The following is a 16,802-nucleotide window of genomic DNA, read 5'->3' as shown; positions in this document are numbered from 1 at the left end:
TTTTTTAAAGATTTTTCCCGAAAAATTCTATCAGTTTTTTAACAGCTTTTTCTACATATTCAGGTCTCCAATAGGTTTGGATATGTGTTGCACCATCAATGATGAATAGTTCTTTTTCTTTTGCATTTACTGCTTTCGAGAAAGCTTCTTCTGTCATATATTTTGTATCGGCCTTGCTACATGCTATCATCAATAAAGGCCGATTAATCAAATACATATTGTCTGCGGCATCCCAAGTCATTAAATCTAATAAATTACTAGTCGGATATAAAAAAGTCGAATTTGGATGAGAATTGGTTCGGTAATAATAAATGTATCCTTCACGATAAAGATCCGTATTTGTTTTCTTAATTTCTTCATCGGTAATGCTTGCTACCCCGGAATATATTATTTTACCACCTGCGGCTTCCTGTGCTCTTGCATCAGAAGCTTGTTTTAAGCGTTCCTGAATGGTATTTAATCCAGAATTCATAAATCCGTTACGTCTAACCTCACCAGAATTAAACATACTTAAAGTAGCAACAGCCTTAAATCTTTTGTCTGATTGAGTAGCTTTCAAAGTGTACCCACCACCGCCGCAAATTCCGAATGCACCGATTCGATTGGTATCAACTCCGGGATATTGAGAAATAAAATCTGCCATTCCGTGAATATCTTCTGTTCTGTAAACAGGTTTGTCGGTATGACGAGGTTCTCCTCCACTTGCACCTTGATATGAAGCATCTGCAGCAATAGTGATATAACCCGATTCTGCTAGTCGTTGTGCGTAAAGTCCTGCCGTTTGTTCTTTAATACCGCCATTGGGGTGCGCAACTGTTATGGTAGCATATTTTTTTGATGGGTCATAATTTGCAGGTGTGTAAACATTTGCTGCTATATCAATTCCATTTAATTTGTAGGTTACAGGATGGATATTTACTTTTCCTTTTATATTTTCTGTGATTGCATCATCGTAAACCAATCCGAAAGGATTATTACGTTTAATCACTTCAATTTTTTCCATTTTTGTTTTTTTTGTTTGTGCATTAATATTGAAGCTATCCGTGAAGCTTCTTTTCCAACAACATCACTAATACCTTTCGCTTTCGGATGCACTGCATTTTTCAGCCAATTATTTTGGAGATTTGATAAAGAAAGAAACGGGAAAAACAGCACAAGAGTTTATCCAAAATAAGATTATTGATGTCGCAAAAGAAAGAATTTTTCACGTTGATAAATCCATCAGTCAAATTGCTTATGAGTTAGGATTCAAGTATCCACAGCATTTTATTAGGCTCTTCAAGCAAAGAACTGGGGTGACTCCGAATGAATACAGAAGTTTGAATTAGGAAATGAATGATTAAAAAAACAGATCAACAATATACTCTAATGTAAGAACTTATAATTTTACTTTAGAGTATATTGTTGACCTAATTCAAATAAGACAAACTCTTAGATTCCTTATTTTCATTAAATGACACTGCCCAAAAATAAATCCTATAGCGTCTGTATATTTATCTTTTTGAGCTTTATTAATACTCTTCCTTCCTAATCGTTTGATATGAGTCCGTAAATCAAGAAATTTCCGCTCTATATGATTGGTCTCTCGTCGCTTTGTACTATGGAGATGTTTTGGAATTAATTTAGGATAGATATTTAAACGATCACTATATATCTTTTTTGGATTTGCAAAAAGTAAAGTATCTATGATACATTGTAGCGTCTTAGTCGTTCTTCTCCCAAGCTTATAGTCAATTACTTTCTTTGTCTCCCTGCAATAAGCTGCAACTACCCACCGTTCATTGGTTTTACTTTTAGTGTATGTTTTTAACTCATCAATTTCGATTGTAATATTCTGAGGGATTGGTGGCTTAACAACTTTAGAAGCGATTTTTAAAATTTTTTTTAGTACAGTCGTCTTGCTGACATCAAGTAATCTGCTAATACCTCTAATACCAACTCCTTCTTTTATCAGCTGTTGAATATTATGATTAGTACTTTTATGATATGCACGATAAGAATAGTTCCCAATGAACTTCTTTTTACATTTTTTGCACTGATAGCGCTGTTTATTTTGTGATGTTATTCCTGCCTTGATACAGTAGCTGTAATTACAGTGAATACATTGATTTCGCCGTTTATTCATAATGATTTAAAGTAAATTACCAACTCCACATGTGAACCATCAGCTTTTGAACTAATACATTCCGGAGTCGCTATTTTGCTTTTTTAGTCGGCAAAAATAAAAAACGATGAACTATAGTACATCGTTTTTTTATTAAATCTTTATATAGTATTGATAATCAATGAGGTTAATTAAAAACTCCATATCTGTACCACTACCGCAAATCACTGATTTTGCAGGTTTTAACTATTTTTTGATGCTTTTTAAAAACTTTAAAAACACCTTTCAGCGGAGAGTGAGGGATTCGAACCTTCGGAGGTTTTCTAAAAACATCATATTTCCATTGTTTAAAGGTATTTTATGAATTATTTAAAAAGTGATTTATTTGAATATTCTGATATAAAACACCTGATCGTTGTCATCATTTTCAAGATCGTCACCCAAACAAATACTCTTCCATTCTTCATTCTGATCATAGAAATCCAATTCACAATATTCTAGACAACAAACTTGTAAATCATATATACCTGTCATGGTAATAACTGCTAAAGGATACAGAATCTCCTCATTTATGTTCCAAGCTAAATCAATCCAATTGGTATTTCTATTAGATTGATCAATAAACTTTTGGAACATTTTTCGAATTTCATTCTTCCTGTTCTCAAGACTCTCATTTGGCCCAATGAATATTCCCGTTCTCCTAAAATTATCATCAAGACAAATCTCAAATTCATTAGACATCTTAGAAAGGAATTTATGCTTACCAATATTTTCATCATAAATCTCGCTCCATATATCAACCTCAGTCAATTCCTCTATATCAGAATATCTTTTGTTTTGAATAATTTCCTTAAGCATTAAGGATTTTCCAGCATAGGTATCCATTTCATAAATTTCGTTACTAGTATGAAAATGTAGTATATAATCTATAATTTGAACTTTATAATCTTTTGGCCGTAATCCTGTAAACTTTTCAAATGCTTGTATATATTTATCATATCTATTTAACCCAAATTTATCTGCGTAAAAATTAAAAACATTTTTGGAAATGTCATCAATTCCTGAATCTTTTAATAAACACAAAGCCTCTAATTTTAAGGATTCCAAAATCCTTTCTTTACCCAACTTTTGTAAATCATAATACCTATTAAAAAGATATGATTCAAAATTTTTTAAGGTAAAAAAATGAAAATCGTTACCATTTATTTTTTGGTTATTGTAATTCCATTTTTTAGGATCAACATAATATTTCATATTAATGCTTTCCTTAATATTTTCATCAATAATCTGACAGAACAGATTTTTATCACTGTCTAAATTTAAATAATACTTAACAATCATAGTGGATAAATAATAGGGTTAAACAAATAATTACATTCAGTTAAAAAATAAATATGTGAAAACTCATATCTTTTGAAACTTTAGCTAATTTATCCCACCTACTTTTAAATTCTTTATCTAAGGTAATAGGTTTCCTAGCTTTTCCTTAGATTTCTTAATTAACTGTATAAATCGTTTTGTAAATCACTTAGCATTATATATTAAGCTGTGTTAACAACAGAATCATGCTTAAACAATTATTAATCAACAAATAAAAACAATCATCATATATTTGATGCAAATACAAAAAAATGGAAGTGTCATTAATAACAAAAGAAGATTTACAGGAATTTAGAATCCAATTATTGCTTGATATAGAAAGAATAATAAATGAAAAAATGAAATTTGAGTCAACATCTATAGAAACAAATCCGGAATGGATAAGAAGTAAGGCTGTGCGTACATTTATGAATATTTCGGCCGCTACGCTCCAAAATCTAAGAGTAACTGGAAAAATAAAATTTAAAAAGATTTTAGGATCATATTATTACAATTTAGATGATTTAAAAAAATTATTTGAACATGAAAAAAGATAATACAATTAATTGGCTCAATTATTTAATTCAAATTACAGCAGATGAAAGGCTAGCTGTATGGCATATTGTATTACTAGTTGCAATTATTAAAATTGCTTATATCCAAAATGATAAAGAAGTTATATTTGTTAGTAGGAGCAAATTAATGTTTCAATCACATATCAAAACATCTCCTACTTATCATAAGTATTTTAAGGAACTTCAAGATTTTGGGTATATAAAATATACACCATCTTATCATCCAGGTTACCAAAGTAAAATTGTCTTTTTAAATTTCAAAATTATTTATTAAGTACATTTAAAACTCTATCAATAGTAAGATATTGGTTCATATACCTAGCTGGTCCAAATTTTAAATGTAACTAGTTTAAATAACTTTCATCCTATATTCAGGGGAAAGCTATATCTTTTACAAGCCACAGGATAATGAAATCTAAAAACAAAATGGTTTTTATCTAGATGCCTATTTCCCACTGCTTATTTTGTTCAGATAATTCGGAATATTTAGCTCAAGAACAACATACCACAGCTTTTACTCATAAAAAACGACTAGAATTATCACATTACCAATTTATAAAAAAGAAGGTAAATGCTGGAGCCAGTTAATAGTGTGATTTTTAAATGCAGAATCATGGCAATAATTTCAATATACTTAGGACGAAGCATTTATACTGTTTTGAATAGGATAATTAGAATGTACGTAGATTCCGCCTAGACATAAAAAAGCAGTTTAGAGGCTGTAATCGAAAGTTGTGGCAAAGCGATTTCCGAGCAGCTGGAAAACAGCATTAACAGGGCTAAAAACGAAATAAGTTCGTTTCCCTTCCTCTCTTACAGAACTTATTTGAATGTCAATTGACCTCCACAAGTTATTTAGACCGTAAAATTGGAGTTTTAGGCTTTTATAAACTTGATAATACTAAACATGAAGTCCTATCCTTAAAATTCTATCAAGATCTTCTAGAAATTAGTTCGAAGATAATACTGTCAAGTTTGCATGACGGATTTATCTCAAATTTTATATTTCCACAATAGATAGTATTTATTTTGTTAGGTGTTACCTACTATAAGAATTTTCACTCTAATCTTTTGAAAAATAAAAAAGTCAAATAACAGATGTTTGAAAACGCTTAAAATTCAAAATTAAAATCCTTTGTCAAATCTTTTAAATAGAGTAACTTTACTTCAGTTATTATCAGTTTGTTTGAGATTGGAGGTCAAATGTCCCCTGTAATTGTTAGACACTTATATATCAAGCAGGTTCATATTTTGTATCGGAAAGTAAAAAATATAGACAACACAAACCAAAACAATTCAAATTGCTAGTTATTAAGCTTTTATATAATGTCAGTGTCATTTACGATTTTATCACTTTTAACTGATTTTATAATTATTTGTTCCTCTATTGTCCCCTGAATCGTTGATTTTTTGAATAATTACAAGCCTGGGGAAATTACTTCACTTAAGGTATCTTATTGTACCTTAATGTATCCTAACGTATCTTATTGTATCTAAAATCGTGTTTTGAGGTTCCCTCAGAAAATCGATTGCGTGTATCTCAAACTTTTAATAATTGATAGGTCTAATGCCACTTTTTCTCTCCATATTCTTGGCAATTTCTAAGGCTCGCTGATTGATTTCACTTACAGATTTTTTTCTTCCTTCTGAAATCCATTCGACTAATTCAGATTTAGAAAAATGAAGTCGATTACCTTTTTTGAAACACGGTATTTCCCGGAGGGATACTTTAGAATAGAGAGTTGGTAACGATAGCTTAAGAATTTCACACGCTTCTTTAGCTCCAATGAAATCATTTTGTGGAGATTCTGCATTTGTACTTTTATGTAAGCATGTCTCAATATTTTGTAATCTTAACTCAATATTTGCTAAAACATTAAGTATCTGTTCAAATGAATATGTTTTCATTAAGATGTTATCTGTTTTACTGATAAATTAGAATAAACTTTTGTACTACTTCCGCACACCTTCAGCCTTGTAAATTACTGTAAATCAGATAACTAACAATTGTCGACTGAAATTCTGACAATTGAAACAGCACTAAATTTAATATACTAAACTAACTTTTAGATAAAAGCACTTTAACGGCCTTAACAGCTGGTTTTCCATAAATCTCATGTTCGACTAATGTCTTTAGTACTTCAACATCTAAAATACTTCCTATCCTCTGTGAAATGTAAATTGATTGCTCATTGCTTACAAATAGTCATCATATATTTATTGCTATATTTTTTTTCTTTTCACTAGCAATTTATTCTTTGTATCTACCCAAAATTAGTAGTGCTTTTATTTTAACGTTTTCAGGAAAAAGCTGTATAGGTTGAATACTATATTTTTATAGAGATAATTAAAAAAGTCTTTTTCATTTTTTTATTTGTTTAAATGTTACAGTGCAAAGATGGGCAGACTATGTAAGCGGCATGTTTCCATAGTGAGTTTGGTTGTAGCCAAAATGACAGAATTGTTTTTTAGATAATTCAAAATTTCCATTCAGTTTTCCTACCGCACAATTACGTCTACTCCCAAGAGTATATAAAAAACAATTATTTGAAACGAACTAGCCAATTCTCAGAATAACTTTTGACGAAAAAGTAACAATGATATAAATATAAAAAGCATCATTAAAAGCTGATTTGATATAAAAAATCTGCATTTAATATTACATCATTCAACGAAAAACATATCAATCAACGTTTAAATTTGTAAATTTAAACCCAAATGTAAGTAATGGCAAACGGTAACATAAATGCTCGAACCTTGCACGAGTTGTATCAGCAGCTTGGTCTTTCTACTGATTCCCTGCAAAAAGAATCGGGCTTTACCATACATTACCTCGAAGATACCTTCAAAGATTTGCCATTCCGTTCGGAACCATTTCGCCCGAACTATTTCAGCTTCCTTTTTATCAAAAGTGCGTTTGGACATTATACCATCGACGACCAGCGGTTTGAAGTGACCTCAAATACCGTCTATTTTACCAATCCGGGGAACTACAGGATATTCGAGTGGGAAAAACTGGAACATACCTGTCTGATAACTTTTGGGGAAGGTTTTTTAAAGGAATATGTGCACGATGATGTATATCGTGATTTTTCTTTTTTGTTATCAGAAGTTGTTTCACCGCGTGTTTTGACACATCATCAATTTGACCAGGTGGAAGAGTTGTGCAGCCAGATACATAAAGAGTATAAAGGCGATGCACTTTACAAGAATAAAATTATAGGTGCGCTGGTTATTGCTTTGCTGTTAAAGATCAAAGAATATTTCTTTCAGGATTACAATCCTATTTATGAAGGGAACCGAAGCTCTCAAATTGTAAAAAATTTCAAACTAAATCTCGAACGTCACTTCAGGGATCTGATCAGCGGAAAAACAAACACCCAATTAAGGGTGCAAGATTATGCGGATTTGCAATCGCTACACGTCAACTATCTTTCGAGTGTCATCAGCAGTAAAACGGGAAAAACCATTAGCTCATGGATAGCGGACAAAACCACAACAGAAGCTAAAGTAATGCTCCAGGACGAGGCGCTTAATATTAAAGAAGTTGCCTTTCGTTTAGGTTTCCTGGAAACGCCTCACTTCAGCAATTACTTCAAAAAGCATACTTCCATCAGCCCCGCTGACTATAGGAAACAGTATTTCAATAGCCTTTCTTAGATATTTACAACACCTGCTATGATCTTTGTACGTTAGCAGGGTCATGAATGTACCAACTTTGTCTTATCAAATTAACAATGATAAAAAACAAAGTATTATGAGTACATTAAACAACAAAGTGATCCTTGTGACCGGAGCGTCAAGAGGGATCGGTGCTGAAGTAGCACAAAGGCTGGCTACCGCTGGCGCAAAAGTAATTGTTAACTATGCTGGTGGAAAAGATGCAGCCGACCAAGTAGTTTCTTCTATTAAGGAGCAGGGAGGCGATGCTATTGCCTTGCAAGCCGATGTAAGCAATGCCGATGCGGTAAAGCAGCTATTCGACAACGCTATCAATCATTACGGAAGAATCGATGTATTGGTCAACAATGCTGGCATCATGATTACCAAGCTGATCAAAGACACTACTGACGAAGACTTTTCACGTCAGTTCGACATCAATGTAAAAGGTGTCTTCAATACGCTTCGTGAAGCGTCAACACGTTTGGCAGATAACGGTTCAATTATCAATTTCTCAACTTCGGTAAATCGCCTGATGCTGCCAACCTATGGTACATACGTAGCTACCAAGGCAGCAGTGGAACAACTTACACGTGTATTTGCAAAAGAAGTAGGAAACAGAGGTATCAATGTCAACTCAGTTTCTCCAGGCCCTACCAATACCGAACTATTTACAAATGGCAAACCCCAGGAAGTCATCGACCGACTAGCTTCTTTCTCTGCTTTTAACCGTATCGGCGAACCGCAGGATATTGCTAAGGTCATTGTTTTTCTGGCCAGTGATGATGCGAAATGGATTTCTGCACAGAATATAGGGGTAAACGGCGCTATGGCATAACCATGCTAATCAATAACACTTAAAAAGAAAAATATGAAAACTTTACCGATTGCAATAGCTTTTGGACTGTTCGGTGCAATTGCGGTAACCGTTTCGTTCTCACAACAATGGCCTACCTGGGTAATGTTTATAGCGTGGGTTAGCTTTTACATCTTCGGCAAGACGTGGCAAAGTTCACTTTGGGTGTTCCTGCAAATCGTATTGGGTATGTGTATGGCGGTACTCATACAGCTAACCGCCGGATTATTAGGACAGTTGATCGGAACATTAGGTTTTGCCGTCTCCGTGTTTCTTTACATAGGATCATTAGCTTACATCGCGGGAACAAAAAAATTAAACAACATACCGGCATGGTTCCTTGGTCTAATCATCCTGTTTGGAGTTCATCCTCCACTTGAACCACTGCCGATACTGCAAATACTTATTCCAATAGCAGCAGGCTTTGTATTTGCATGGCTCAACAATATGGCAGTCGAGAAGATACACGGTTATCAGTCACAGAAATCATAACCTCGCTGAGGTCTATTAAAAAAACATTATAAAATTTAAAAAATTCAGAAACAATGAACTCATTAAAAAATAAGGTAGCCATTATCACAGGCTCAGGAAGAGGCTTGGGAAAAGCCATCGCAGAACGTTATGCCGCTTTAGGCGCAGACATCGTGTTGAATTATTCAAGGGACAAAGCTTCGACAGATGAAGTGGAAAGCACCATCAAGGCTATGGGCGCTAAGGTAATCTCAGTACAAGCTGACGTAAGCAAGGTAGCCGATATCAAGTACCTGTTTGGAGAGGCAAAGAAAGCATTTGGCAAAATAGATATTGTTGTTGCTAATGCTGGTATTGAAATGGTGGAAACTCCTGTTACCCAGTTTACGGAAGAGCAATTTGACCGTTTGTTTTCCATCAATACCAAAGGCGCTTATTTCACCATGCAGCAGGCTGCACTGAATGTGGAAGACAATGGCCGGATCATTTATGTAGCGTCAAGCACTACTGCTTTTCCTGTTCCTGGTATGGCAGTTTACGGAGGAAGTAAAACGACTCCAAGATACCTGGTGGATGTGCTGTCAAAAGAGATCGGACACCGTGGTGTAACCGTTAATACCATCATTCCTTTTGCGGTAGATCATTCAGGTATTTTTGCAGAAGAAGGCAGCTATCCTGAATTGAGGAAATCCCTGATTGATAGCTGCCCGATGGGAAGATTGGCAGAAGTAGAAGATGTAGCTAACATTGCTGAATTTTTCGCCAGCGATCTTTCCTCTTTTGTGAACGGACAACATTTATTGGTAAATGGCGGAGCCACTCAATAATCATCACCGATGAGGATATTCAAAAAAATATTACCGGTTCTGCTCCTGTGCTCCTTACAAGCATGTGGGCAGATCGGTAATCATAACCATAAAACAATTACCAAAATGGAATACGGAAAAATCAGCAATGAAAAAGCGAAGGCTGCCATAGAAGCATGGCAAAAGGGAGACCCTACACTATGGCTTTCCTTTTTTACAACAGATGCCAAACTATTTGATGATGGGCATCCGAGAGACCTTAAGAAATTTTCTACTGAGGCCATCGGGCATGAGCGTTTCACAAGCATTGATAAAGTAGAAGATAACGGGATGTCTGTTTACGGGCACTTCCATAGTGATACCTGGGGAGATTTTAAAACGTATTTTAAATTTCACCTTGACGCAGCAGGTAAGTTTGACAAACTCGAAATCGGGCAGGCAAGCTATTAAAAATCTAAACGTTTGCTTTTAGGCAAAAAAGATGGCATTATGAACAAAGTAAATTTGGCATTCTGAACAAACCAACTTATATTTATCACTGGTAAATTTGCTTTCAAAATATGATTATAATGAAAGCAATAATTTTAAAAGAATTTGGTCCGGCGGCTAACTTACACGTAGCTGAAATATCAGCTCCTGAGATAGCAGACAATGAAGTCTTAATACAGGTAAAGGCATTTGGCATAAATCCTTTGGATGCGCACGTAAGGGCAATACCGGACTGGTGGAAATTAGTTAGCGGCTCAGAGGTTACAGAACCGTATGTAATTCTTGGTTGGGACGTAGCAGGTGTGGTAACAAAAGTTGGAGAAGATGTTACTAGATTTAAGGAAGGGGATGCTGTATATGGCCTGATAAGATTTTTAGGTGCTGGTAATGGCTATGCTGAATATGTGTCAGCACCGGAAGCGGACCTGTCTTTAAAGCCCGGCAATATCAGCTTCGAGGAAGCTGCGGCAGCGACAATGGCGGCACAAACGGCTTGGGTTTCATTGGTTCACTACGGTAAAATTAAAAAAGGTGACAAAGTGGTCATTACGGGGGCTTCTGGTGGTGTTGGACATTATGCCGTACAGATTGCGAAAAGTTTTGGAGCCTATGTAGTGGCAGTTTCTTCAGCAGAAAATAGAGATTGGGTGCTTAGTTTGGGAGCGGATGAATATATAGACTATAAAACTCAAAATTTTGAGGAAATCGTCAAAGATGCAGACCTGGTGCATGATGCTGTCTGGAGTGAAGATGAAACCCACCTTGCCCGGTCACTGAATGCACTTAAACCCGGTGGAACCTTACTTAGTTTAATGGTTTTTCCGAGTGCTGAGTTTATTGATGCAGCAAAGGAGCAGAAAGACATTACCGTAGTACGTGCCAATTTATCGGATACACCGGATAAGCAAGTTGACATTGAAGCCATTAATGCTTTACTTTCCGCAGGGAAGATAAAATCGCATGTGTCTCAGGTTTTTCCTATGGAAGATACTTACAAAGCGCACATTCAGATTGAAACGCATAGCACGGTAGGAAAGGTAATTGTTGTTCCGTAAAGTTAATGCAAGCAAAACTATTATCAGCAGGTGGTAACAAGCCTGCTGATTTATTTTATAGAAGCATTCATAGTTGGTTGATTTAAGGCATGATAAATTTGGGGCAGAAAAATGAAAGTTATATGGCAGTACAGCAAGAAAACGACTTTAACGAAATAGTATATTCGGTTACAGAGGAAAAATACTTTAAGGACGATCTTTTTTTCGACTACCATTCTTTGGTAAGGGTTTTATCTGGGGAAATGAAAATAATCCAAGCAGACAGAACCTACTTATTCGGTGCCGGAAGTACTTTTTTGTATCCCAGGAACCAGCTCTGTACTGTGATCAAATATCCACTTGATGGCAGAACCTACAAGGCCATTGTAATGACGCTGATGCCCCAACGATTGCAGGAATTTTATAAAAGGCATCACATCAAACCAACCAGCTTACATTCCCCGGGAATAAAGGAATTTGGCTCAAGTCCATTACTGGATAGCCTCTTCGATTCTTTGTTGCCTTACTTCCGTTTGGAAAATCAATTACCGGAAACCATAAATGTTCTGAAAATTGAAGAAGCCTTTAGCATACTCAGGACAATTGATAAAGAGGTGGATGGTATTCTTTCTGATTTTTCTCAACCCGGTAAGATCAATCTGTTTGATTTTATGCAAACGAACTATATGTTCAATCTTTCCCTCGAAAAATTCAGTTATTTGACAGGACGAAGCCTCTCTGCTTTCAACAGGGATTTCAGGGTTGCTTTTCATACTTCTCCCCAAAAATGGCTCACGCAAAAGCGATTGGAACTGGCGCAGCAAAAAATTAAAAAGGAGAAAAGAAAACCTGTTGATGTGTATTTAGAAGTAGGCTTTGAGAATTTATCCCACTTTTCCTATGCTTTTAAAAAGCAGTTTGGTTATGCTCCGAGCGAAATACCACAGGTGTAATTCATAAGAAGATCTTTGATTTTCATATTTCCAATGGATATGAAAACCTTAATTTTAAAAGACTAAATAAATAAAGAAATGGCTCAAACATTAGATATACAAATCATCGAGCAACTTCGTGATGTTCCCGACCTGACGCCGGTAACAAGAGATTATTACGAGGACTGGAATATCCGTATCTTTAACAGGGAGCATTTCGCTTGCAAGAATTATCTTTCACCCAACCGTAGGGATTTCTACAAAATATTATTTATTACCAAGGGCATCGGCGTATTTACTGTAGGAGTTAATACCTATTACATCGAAGATCCGACCATCCTGTTTATCCACCCCAATGAAATTATATCCTGGAAGAACCTTTCTGATCATTCAGGCGGATATTATTGCCTGTTTAAAAAGCGATATATTGAGCAATTTCCTTCCCTGAAGTCCATTATTGAAAGATACCCGTTGTTTAATAATGCAGCAAAGAGCGTAGTACGGCTGGACAAAGACACAACACAGGTGATTGATGAACTTTTCGCAAAAATGCACCAGGAAGCCATAAATGGCGGTGACTATTATGAGGATAGTTTACAAGCATACATTCAGTTAATGGTTGTAGAAACCATGAAAGCTACTAACTTTCCGAAACCGGATGCTATCAATGAAGAAATGAGGCATGTGTATCATTTTTTTCAATTATTGGAAGAAGAAGCTGCCAATATCAATTATAGCCAACCGCTGAGAATAAAGACTGTTAAAGAATTTGCCTCGGAGCTTGCACTACATCCCAATCATCTGAATGCCTTATTAAAGAAACATACCGGACAGAATGTGAGTACGCATATCCGAAGCCGGATTTTGGATGAAAGCAAAACGTTGTTAGTTCAGACAGACTGGCCTTTACAGGATATAGGCTTTGCGATTGGTTTTGCCGATCAACCTAACTTTACGCAGTTCTTTAAAAAGAATACCGGAGTAACGCCAAACGAATTCAGGAAAGAACATAAATCGTCAAAATAACAAAAAACCAGAACTGCAATCGCGTATAGATTCACTTGTTGTTAGGATTGTGTCACCACTCTTCTATGTGCTTTGCCCCATTTAATCATTTCCAGAATTATACTGCCGAATGTCCGGCAATATTCAGTTGGCTCATATTCTACCAAGACCGGAGAATCCGGATAAACAGTCCGCTTAACAAGCTTGTTCATTTCCATATCCTTTAATTCTTTTGATAACATTCTTGTCGTAATTCCGGGAATACTACGTTCAATTTCCCGAAAACGCCTGTTGCCATTGCAAAGTGAATTGATGACGGGAATCCGCCATTTGCCACCGATAAAATACAAGGTGTCTTGCAATGCCATTAACTCGTCTGCCTGATTTCTTTTCATTTGTTATCTGATATACTCTGTTATACTGGTTACAAAAGTATATCATTAATGAATAACTTTGCAAACAATAAAATAGAAATGAATAAAACGATTTTAATTACAGGAACGAGCACCGGGTTGGGAAGACTGGCTGCCAAACACTTTGCGGAAAAAGGGTGGAATGTGATAGCGACCATGCGTAGCCCTGAAAAAGAAGATGAATTGAATAGCATTGCAAATATTAAGGTGCTTAAATTGGACATTACCGAGCCCCAAACAATACAGCAAGCAATCATGGATGGCATTGATACGTTTGGCAAAATTGACGTTGTTGTAAATAATGCAGGTATTGGCATGTATGGAGCATTGGAGCTTACTGCTGATGAAGATATTGATAGGCAGTATGCAGTAAATGTGAGAGGCCCTATTAATGTTATCAAATCCTTTTTACCCTATTTTAGGGAACAACGTGGAGGCAAATTTATTAATGTCAGTTCGGTAATGGGGCGAAGCACGGCACTTCCGCTAGGTTCGCTCTACAATATGTCCAAATTCGCATTGGAAGGACTTACTGAAGGGCTCTACTTCGAGTTAAAACCACTAAATATTGAACTGCATCTGGTTGAACCGGGAGGTTTTGAATCCAACTTTGGAAATAATATAACTTTCAGTAAAAGTGAAACCATTAGGGATTATGACCTCATAACATCGAACGTTGGGGCTGTTCTTAATGCTGTTAATAAGCCTGGTGCAACAGCAAGCCCTCTTTCAATTGTAAAGACAGTTTACAATTTAGCGTCCGGAAAAAATAATTCTTTTAGAACAGTTGTGGGAAAGGATGCAAAGTCGGTACTGATGTTGCGTAAAATTTTGCCGATAAAAATATTCCTTAATTTACTGAGCAAACGATTTATCAATTGATTCTGACAAACTACAGGCTATTCAGCTAAATCGATCATCAGGTAATGTATTTTAGCTTTAAAATTTTTATAAGAATTTTAAAGCTAATTTTTCTGAAGATCAAACGGGACTATCAATTAAATGAGGCTCTGTACTCCAATGGAGAAATGGCGGTTTTACTCTTAAATAGCCTGTTCAATGACTGTGGCCTTTCAAATCCTAATTGATAGGCAATTTCTGCCACAGATAAGCGCGTAGTAGATAAAAGAGTTTTAGCCATTTCGATCACTTTATTTTGGATGTGATGTTGTGCGCTTTGCCCGGTAGATACCCGTAGCATTTCGCCCAGATAATTAGCTGAGAGATGCAGCTCGTCGGCAAAATATTGCACCGAAGGCAATCCTTTTACCAAAGCATCCTCATTGGAGAAATATTCATCCAGTAATTGCTCGAAACGAACTGAAAGATCATCGCTTTGAGGTTTTCGGGTAATAAACTGACGATTGTAATACCGGTTGCCATATACCAGCAACAAATCAATATAGCTAACAATAGCTTCCTGGCTGAAGCTATCAATATTGGTATGATATTCACGTTCAATTCCTGCCATAATCTCACGGATATGCTTTTTTTCTTTCTCTGATAAGAAAAGTGCCTCTGTTACGCTATAATCAAAGAAGCCGTATTTCTTAATCTTATTCGATAAAGCAAACGATTGGACAAAGTCCGGATGGAAGGTAAGCATATAGCCGTCTGTTACATTTTCCGATTGGCGCTCGACGCTTACTACCTGGCCGGGTTTGAAAAAGGACATAACCCCTTCGCTGAAATCATACGTTTTCGGACCGTACCTTAATACGCAATCGGACCCTTGCTTTATAGAAATGCAATACAGGTTTAAGATGACCGATGTGCCGGGCATAGGGTTATTGTAACTGACTTTTGAAAAATCAATGATGCTTACCATCGGATGCTCAGGCTTTTCCAGTTGCAGCAATTCATGATAAGCCGCAACGGAATTGACAGTCTGGAATATCTGCTCCTGTTTTTTCATCTATTCAAATTTAATATTTTTTTCATCTATAAAATTTTAAAAATCAGCTTCCTGTCTTTTTCTTTAAAAACAGGAAGCGAAAGGGTATTTGAATAATTAGAAGGATTGGTAAATATTCCGGTCGCCGGTTTCTGCTCCGATAGGAATAATAGCTTCTATTTTGTCCATATCTCCATCTGTAAGCACAATCTCCGTGGCCGCGATATTCTGTTCTACATACTTCGCTTTTTTTGTGCCCGGTATTGGTGTGATACCCTTAGCAATGATCCAGGCAATAGCAAGCTGTGTGGAATTGACGCCTTTTTCTGCTGCAAGATTGTTGATTTCATTTACCAGCTCTATATTTTTGTAAAATTGCTCACCCTGGAAACGGGGAATGGAACGCCTGAAATCATCGGCGTCGAAGTCATCAGGGCTTTTGATTTGCCCTGTTAAAAATCCCCTTCCCAAAGGAGAGTAAGCCACCAATCCAATCCCTAATTCCTTTGTTGTTTCATATGCGCCATCTTCTTCGGCAGCACGTTCAAACAAGGAATATTCGTTCTGAACAGCGGTAAGCGGGAATGCCGAGTGTGCTTTCCTGATCTGTTCGGCACTTACTTCGGAGATACCGATGTATTTCACTTTTCCTTCTTTCACCAGTTCGCCCATCGTACCAACGGTTTCTTCAATAGGCACTTCAGGATCAGGGCGGTGCAGATAATACAGGTCGATATGATCAGTCCCTAAATTTTTCAAGGAACGCTCTACAGCTTTTTTCACGTATTCCGGCTTGCCGTTAATACCCCATGTAAGCTGCTCATTGTCATCAATCTCAAAACCAAATTTGGTGGCGATAATGTATTTATCTCTGTTCCCTTTGATTGCATTACCCACCAGCCTTTCGTTGTGCAAGGGTCCATACAAGTCTGCAGTGTCCAGAAAATTGCCGCCAAGTTCCAATGAACGGTGGATGGTGGCGATCGATTCTTTCTCGTCTGCCTTACCGTATGTGTTTACATTAACGGAGGGGCTCATGCCCATACAGCCTAAACCTACTAATGGTATTTCAAGGCCCTGATTTCCTAATTTTTTCGTTTTCATTGCTTCGATTTTTAAGAAGTTATTTTTTACTAATTGATGCAACAAAATTATCAGCTGGTGTCAACAGAAATGTTGCCCGATTATCTGATGTTGTATCAGA

The 16,802-nt window shown here is 36.2% G+C and carries 18 protein-coding genes and 1 pseudogene; 12 read left to right on the top strand and 7 right to left on the bottom strand.

What is annotated here, in order from left to right:
• Positions 1-4: 4 nt before the first annotated feature.
• Positions 5-1,003 (bottom strand): alpha/beta hydrolase, encoded by a 999-nt coding sequence (locus JI747_RS11175; protein ID WP_225688662.1) that lies wholly within the window; start codon positions 1,001-1,003, stop codon positions 5-7.
• Between the two features lie 82 nt (positions 1,004-1,085).
• Here JI747_RS11175 and JI747_RS11170 point away from each other — a divergent pair.
• A pseudogene (locus tag JI747_RS11170) lies at positions 1,086-1,328 on the top strand (helix-turn-helix domain-containing protein); the annotation flags it as partial.
• 86 nt (positions 1,329-1,414) lie between these two features.
• On the opposite strand, the gene JI747_RS11165 reads toward JI747_RS11170, so the two are convergent.
• Positions 1,415-2,125 (bottom strand): IS1 family transposase, encoded by a 711-nt coding sequence (locus JI747_RS11165; protein WP_225688661.1) that lies wholly within the window; start codon positions 2,123-2,125, stop codon positions 1,415-1,417.
• A 360-nt stretch (positions 2,126-2,485) separates the two neighbouring features.
• Positions 2,486-3,445 (bottom strand): hypothetical protein, encoded by a 960-nt coding sequence (locus JI747_RS11160; protein WP_225688660.1) that lies wholly within the window; start codon positions 3,443-3,445, stop codon positions 2,486-2,488.
• A 290-nt stretch (positions 3,446-3,735) separates the two neighbouring features.
• On the opposite strand from JI747_RS11160, the gene JI747_RS11155 reads away from it, so the two are divergent.
• The gene (locus JI747_RS11155) at positions 3,736-4,020 is read left to right on the top strand and encodes a helix-turn-helix domain-containing protein (protein WP_225688659.1); all 285 of its coding nucleotides are present in this window, start codon (positions 3,736-3,738) and stop codon (positions 4,018-4,020) included.
• Positions 4,007-4,312, top strand: a complete 306-nt coding sequence (locus JI747_RS11150) for a hypothetical protein (protein WP_225688658.1) — start codon at positions 4,007-4,009, stop codon at positions 4,310-4,312. The genes JI747_RS11155 and JI747_RS11150 overlap by 14 nt, the downstream gene beginning before the upstream one ends.
• Before the next feature lie 1,274 nt (positions 4,313-5,586).
• Here JI747_RS11150 and JI747_RS11145 read toward each other — a convergent pair.
• Positions 5,587-5,946 (bottom strand): helix-turn-helix domain-containing protein, encoded by a 360-nt coding sequence (locus tag JI747_RS11145; protein WP_225688656.1) that lies wholly within the window; start codon positions 5,944-5,946, stop codon positions 5,587-5,589.
• 819 nt (positions 5,947-6,765) lie between these two features.
• Here JI747_RS11145 and JI747_RS11140 point away from each other — a divergent pair.
• The 8 genes from JI747_RS11140 to JI747_RS11105 all read left to right on the top strand — a co-directional run bounded on the left by JI747_RS11140 (position 6,766) and on the right by JI747_RS11105 (position 13,312).
• Positions 6,766-7,698: a helix-turn-helix domain-containing protein gene (locus JI747_RS11140; protein WP_225688654.1), complete on the top strand. Its 933-nt coding sequence runs from the start codon at positions 6,766-6,768 to the stop codon at positions 7,696-7,698.
• A 97-nt stretch (positions 7,699-7,795) separates the two neighbouring features.
• Positions 7,796-8,536 (top strand): SDR family oxidoreductase, encoded by a 741-nt coding sequence (locus JI747_RS11135; RefSeq protein ID WP_225688652.1) that lies wholly within the window; start codon positions 7,796-7,798, stop codon positions 8,534-8,536.
• A 33-nt stretch (positions 8,537-8,569) separates the two neighbouring features.
• A complete protein-coding gene (locus tag JI747_RS11130; RefSeq protein WP_225688650.1) occupies positions 8,570-9,046 on the top strand; it encodes a DUF1097 domain-containing protein in 477 nt (158 codons plus the stop codon).
• A 53-nt stretch (positions 9,047-9,099) separates the two neighbouring features.
• Positions 9,100-9,852, top strand: coding sequence for an SDR family oxidoreductase (locus tag JI747_RS11125; protein ID WP_225688648.1), 753 nt, complete (start codon positions 9,100-9,102; stop codon positions 9,850-9,852).
• Between the two features lie 105 nt (positions 9,853-9,957).
• Entirely contained in the window at positions 9,958-10,281 is a 324-nt protein-coding gene (locus JI747_RS11120; protein ID WP_225688646.1) for a hypothetical protein, read from the top strand.
• Between the two features lie 110 nt (positions 10,282-10,391).
• Positions 10,392-11,375 (top strand): NADP-dependent oxidoreductase, encoded by a 984-nt coding sequence (locus JI747_RS11115; protein WP_317197618.1) that lies wholly within the window; start codon positions 10,392-10,394, stop codon positions 11,373-11,375.
• A 122-nt stretch (positions 11,376-11,497) separates the two neighbouring features.
• A complete protein-coding gene (locus tag JI747_RS11110) occupies positions 11,498-12,307 on the top strand; it encodes an AraC family transcriptional regulator (RefSeq protein WP_225688642.1) in 810 nt (269 codons plus the stop codon).
• Between the two features lie 78 nt (positions 12,308-12,385).
• Positions 12,386-13,312 carry an AraC family transcriptional regulator gene (locus tag JI747_RS11105; RefSeq protein WP_225688641.1) on the top strand — a complete coding sequence of 309 codons (927 nt, stop codon included), beginning with the start codon at positions 12,386-12,388 and terminating at the stop codon, positions 13,310-13,312.
• Positions 13,313-13,353: 41 nt separating this feature from the next.
• Here the strand turns inward: JI747_RS11105 and JI747_RS11100 are convergent, their stop codons facing one another.
• Positions 13,354-13,686 (bottom strand): winged helix-turn-helix transcriptional regulator, encoded by a 333-nt coding sequence (locus tag JI747_RS11100; RefSeq protein ID WP_225688640.1) that lies wholly within the window; start codon positions 13,684-13,686, stop codon positions 13,354-13,356.
• Positions 13,687-13,734: 48 nt separating this feature from the next.
• On the opposite strand from JI747_RS11100, the gene JI747_RS11095 reads away from it, so the two are divergent.
• Positions 13,735-14,586: an SDR family oxidoreductase gene (locus tag JI747_RS11095; RefSeq protein WP_225688639.1), complete on the top strand. Its 852-nt coding sequence runs from the start codon at positions 13,735-13,737 to the stop codon at positions 14,584-14,586.
• Positions 14,587-14,698: 112 nt separating this feature from the next.
• Here JI747_RS11095 and JI747_RS11090 read toward each other — a convergent pair whose 3' ends face one another.
• Both JI747_RS11090 and JI747_RS11085 read right to left on the bottom strand, forming a co-directional pair.
• Positions 14,699-15,619, bottom strand: a complete 921-nt coding sequence (locus JI747_RS11090) for a helix-turn-helix domain-containing protein (RefSeq protein WP_225688638.1) — start codon at positions 15,617-15,619, stop codon at positions 14,699-14,701.
• Between the two features lie 96 nt (positions 15,620-15,715).
• On the bottom strand, positions 15,716-16,702 hold the full coding sequence (locus JI747_RS11085; RefSeq protein ID WP_225688637.1) for an aldo/keto reductase: 987 nt from the start codon (positions 16,700-16,702) through the stop codon (positions 15,716-15,718).
• Positions 16,703-16,802 lie beyond the last annotated feature (100 nt).

The sequence above is a fragment of the Chryseobacterium tagetis genome (genome assembly GCF_016735585.2).
Classification (GTDB): Bacteria; Bacteroidota; Bacteroidia; order Flavobacteriales; family Weeksellaceae; genus Chryseobacterium; species Chryseobacterium tagetis.
Note: the sequence above shows the minus strand (reverse complement) of the source record. Positions and strands in the feature narration are given on the sequence as shown.

Coding starts and splice junctions, on each gene's coding strand:
- JI747_RS11175 (WP_225688662.1), bottom strand. CDS start 1,003: ATGGAAAAAATTGAAGTGATTAAACGTAATAATCCTTTCGGATTGGTT.
- JI747_RS11165 (WP_225688661.1), bottom strand. CDS start 2,125: ATGAATAAACGGCGAAATCAATGTATTCACTGTAATTACAGCTACTGT.
- JI747_RS11160 (WP_225688660.1), bottom strand. CDS start 3,445: ATGATTGTTAAGTATTATTTAAATTTAGACAGTGATAAAAATCTGTTC.
- JI747_RS11155 (WP_225688659.1), top strand. CDS start 3,736: ATGGAAGTGTCATTAATAACAAAAGAAGATTTACAGGAATTTAGAATC.
- JI747_RS11150 (WP_225688658.1), top strand. CDS start 4,007: ATGAAAAAAGATAATACAATTAATTGGCTCAATTATTTAATTCAAATT.
- JI747_RS11145 (WP_225688656.1), bottom strand. CDS start 5,946: ATGAAAACATATTCATTTGAACAGATACTTAATGTTTTAGCAAATATT.
- JI747_RS11140 (WP_225688654.1), top strand. CDS start 6,766: ATGGCAAACGGTAACATAAATGCTCGAACCTTGCACGAGTTGTATCAG.
- JI747_RS11135 (WP_225688652.1), top strand. CDS start 7,796: ATGAGTACATTAAACAACAAAGTGATCCTTGTGACCGGAGCGTCAAGA.
- JI747_RS11130 (WP_225688650.1), top strand. CDS start 8,570: ATGAAAACTTTACCGATTGCAATAGCTTTTGGACTGTTCGGTGCAATT.
- JI747_RS11125 (WP_225688648.1), top strand. CDS start 9,100: ATGAACTCATTAAAAAATAAGGTAGCCATTATCACAGGCTCAGGAAGA.
- JI747_RS11120 (WP_225688646.1), top strand. CDS start 9,958: ATGGAATACGGAAAAATCAGCAATGAAAAAGCGAAGGCTGCCATAGAA.
- JI747_RS11115 (WP_317197618.1), top strand. CDS start 10,392: ATGATTATAATGAAAGCAATAATTTTAAAAGAATTTGGTCCGGCGGCT.
- JI747_RS11110 (WP_225688642.1), top strand. CDS start 11,498: ATGGCAGTACAGCAAGAAAACGACTTTAACGAAATAGTATATTCGGTT.
- JI747_RS11105 (WP_225688641.1), top strand. CDS start 12,386: ATGGCTCAAACATTAGATATACAAATCATCGAGCAACTTCGTGATGTT.
- JI747_RS11100 (WP_225688640.1), bottom strand. CDS start 13,686: ATGAAAAGAAATCAGGCAGACGAGTTAATGGCATTGCAAGACACCTTG.
- JI747_RS11095 (WP_225688639.1), top strand. CDS start 13,735: ATGAATAACTTTGCAAACAATAAAATAGAAATGAATAAAACGATTTTA.
- JI747_RS11090 (WP_225688638.1), bottom strand. CDS start 15,619: ATGAAAAAACAGGAGCAGATATTCCAGACTGTCAATTCCGTTGCGGCT.
- JI747_RS11085 (WP_225688637.1), bottom strand. CDS start 16,702: ATGAAAACGAAAAAATTAGGAAATCAGGGCCTTGAAATACCATTAGTA.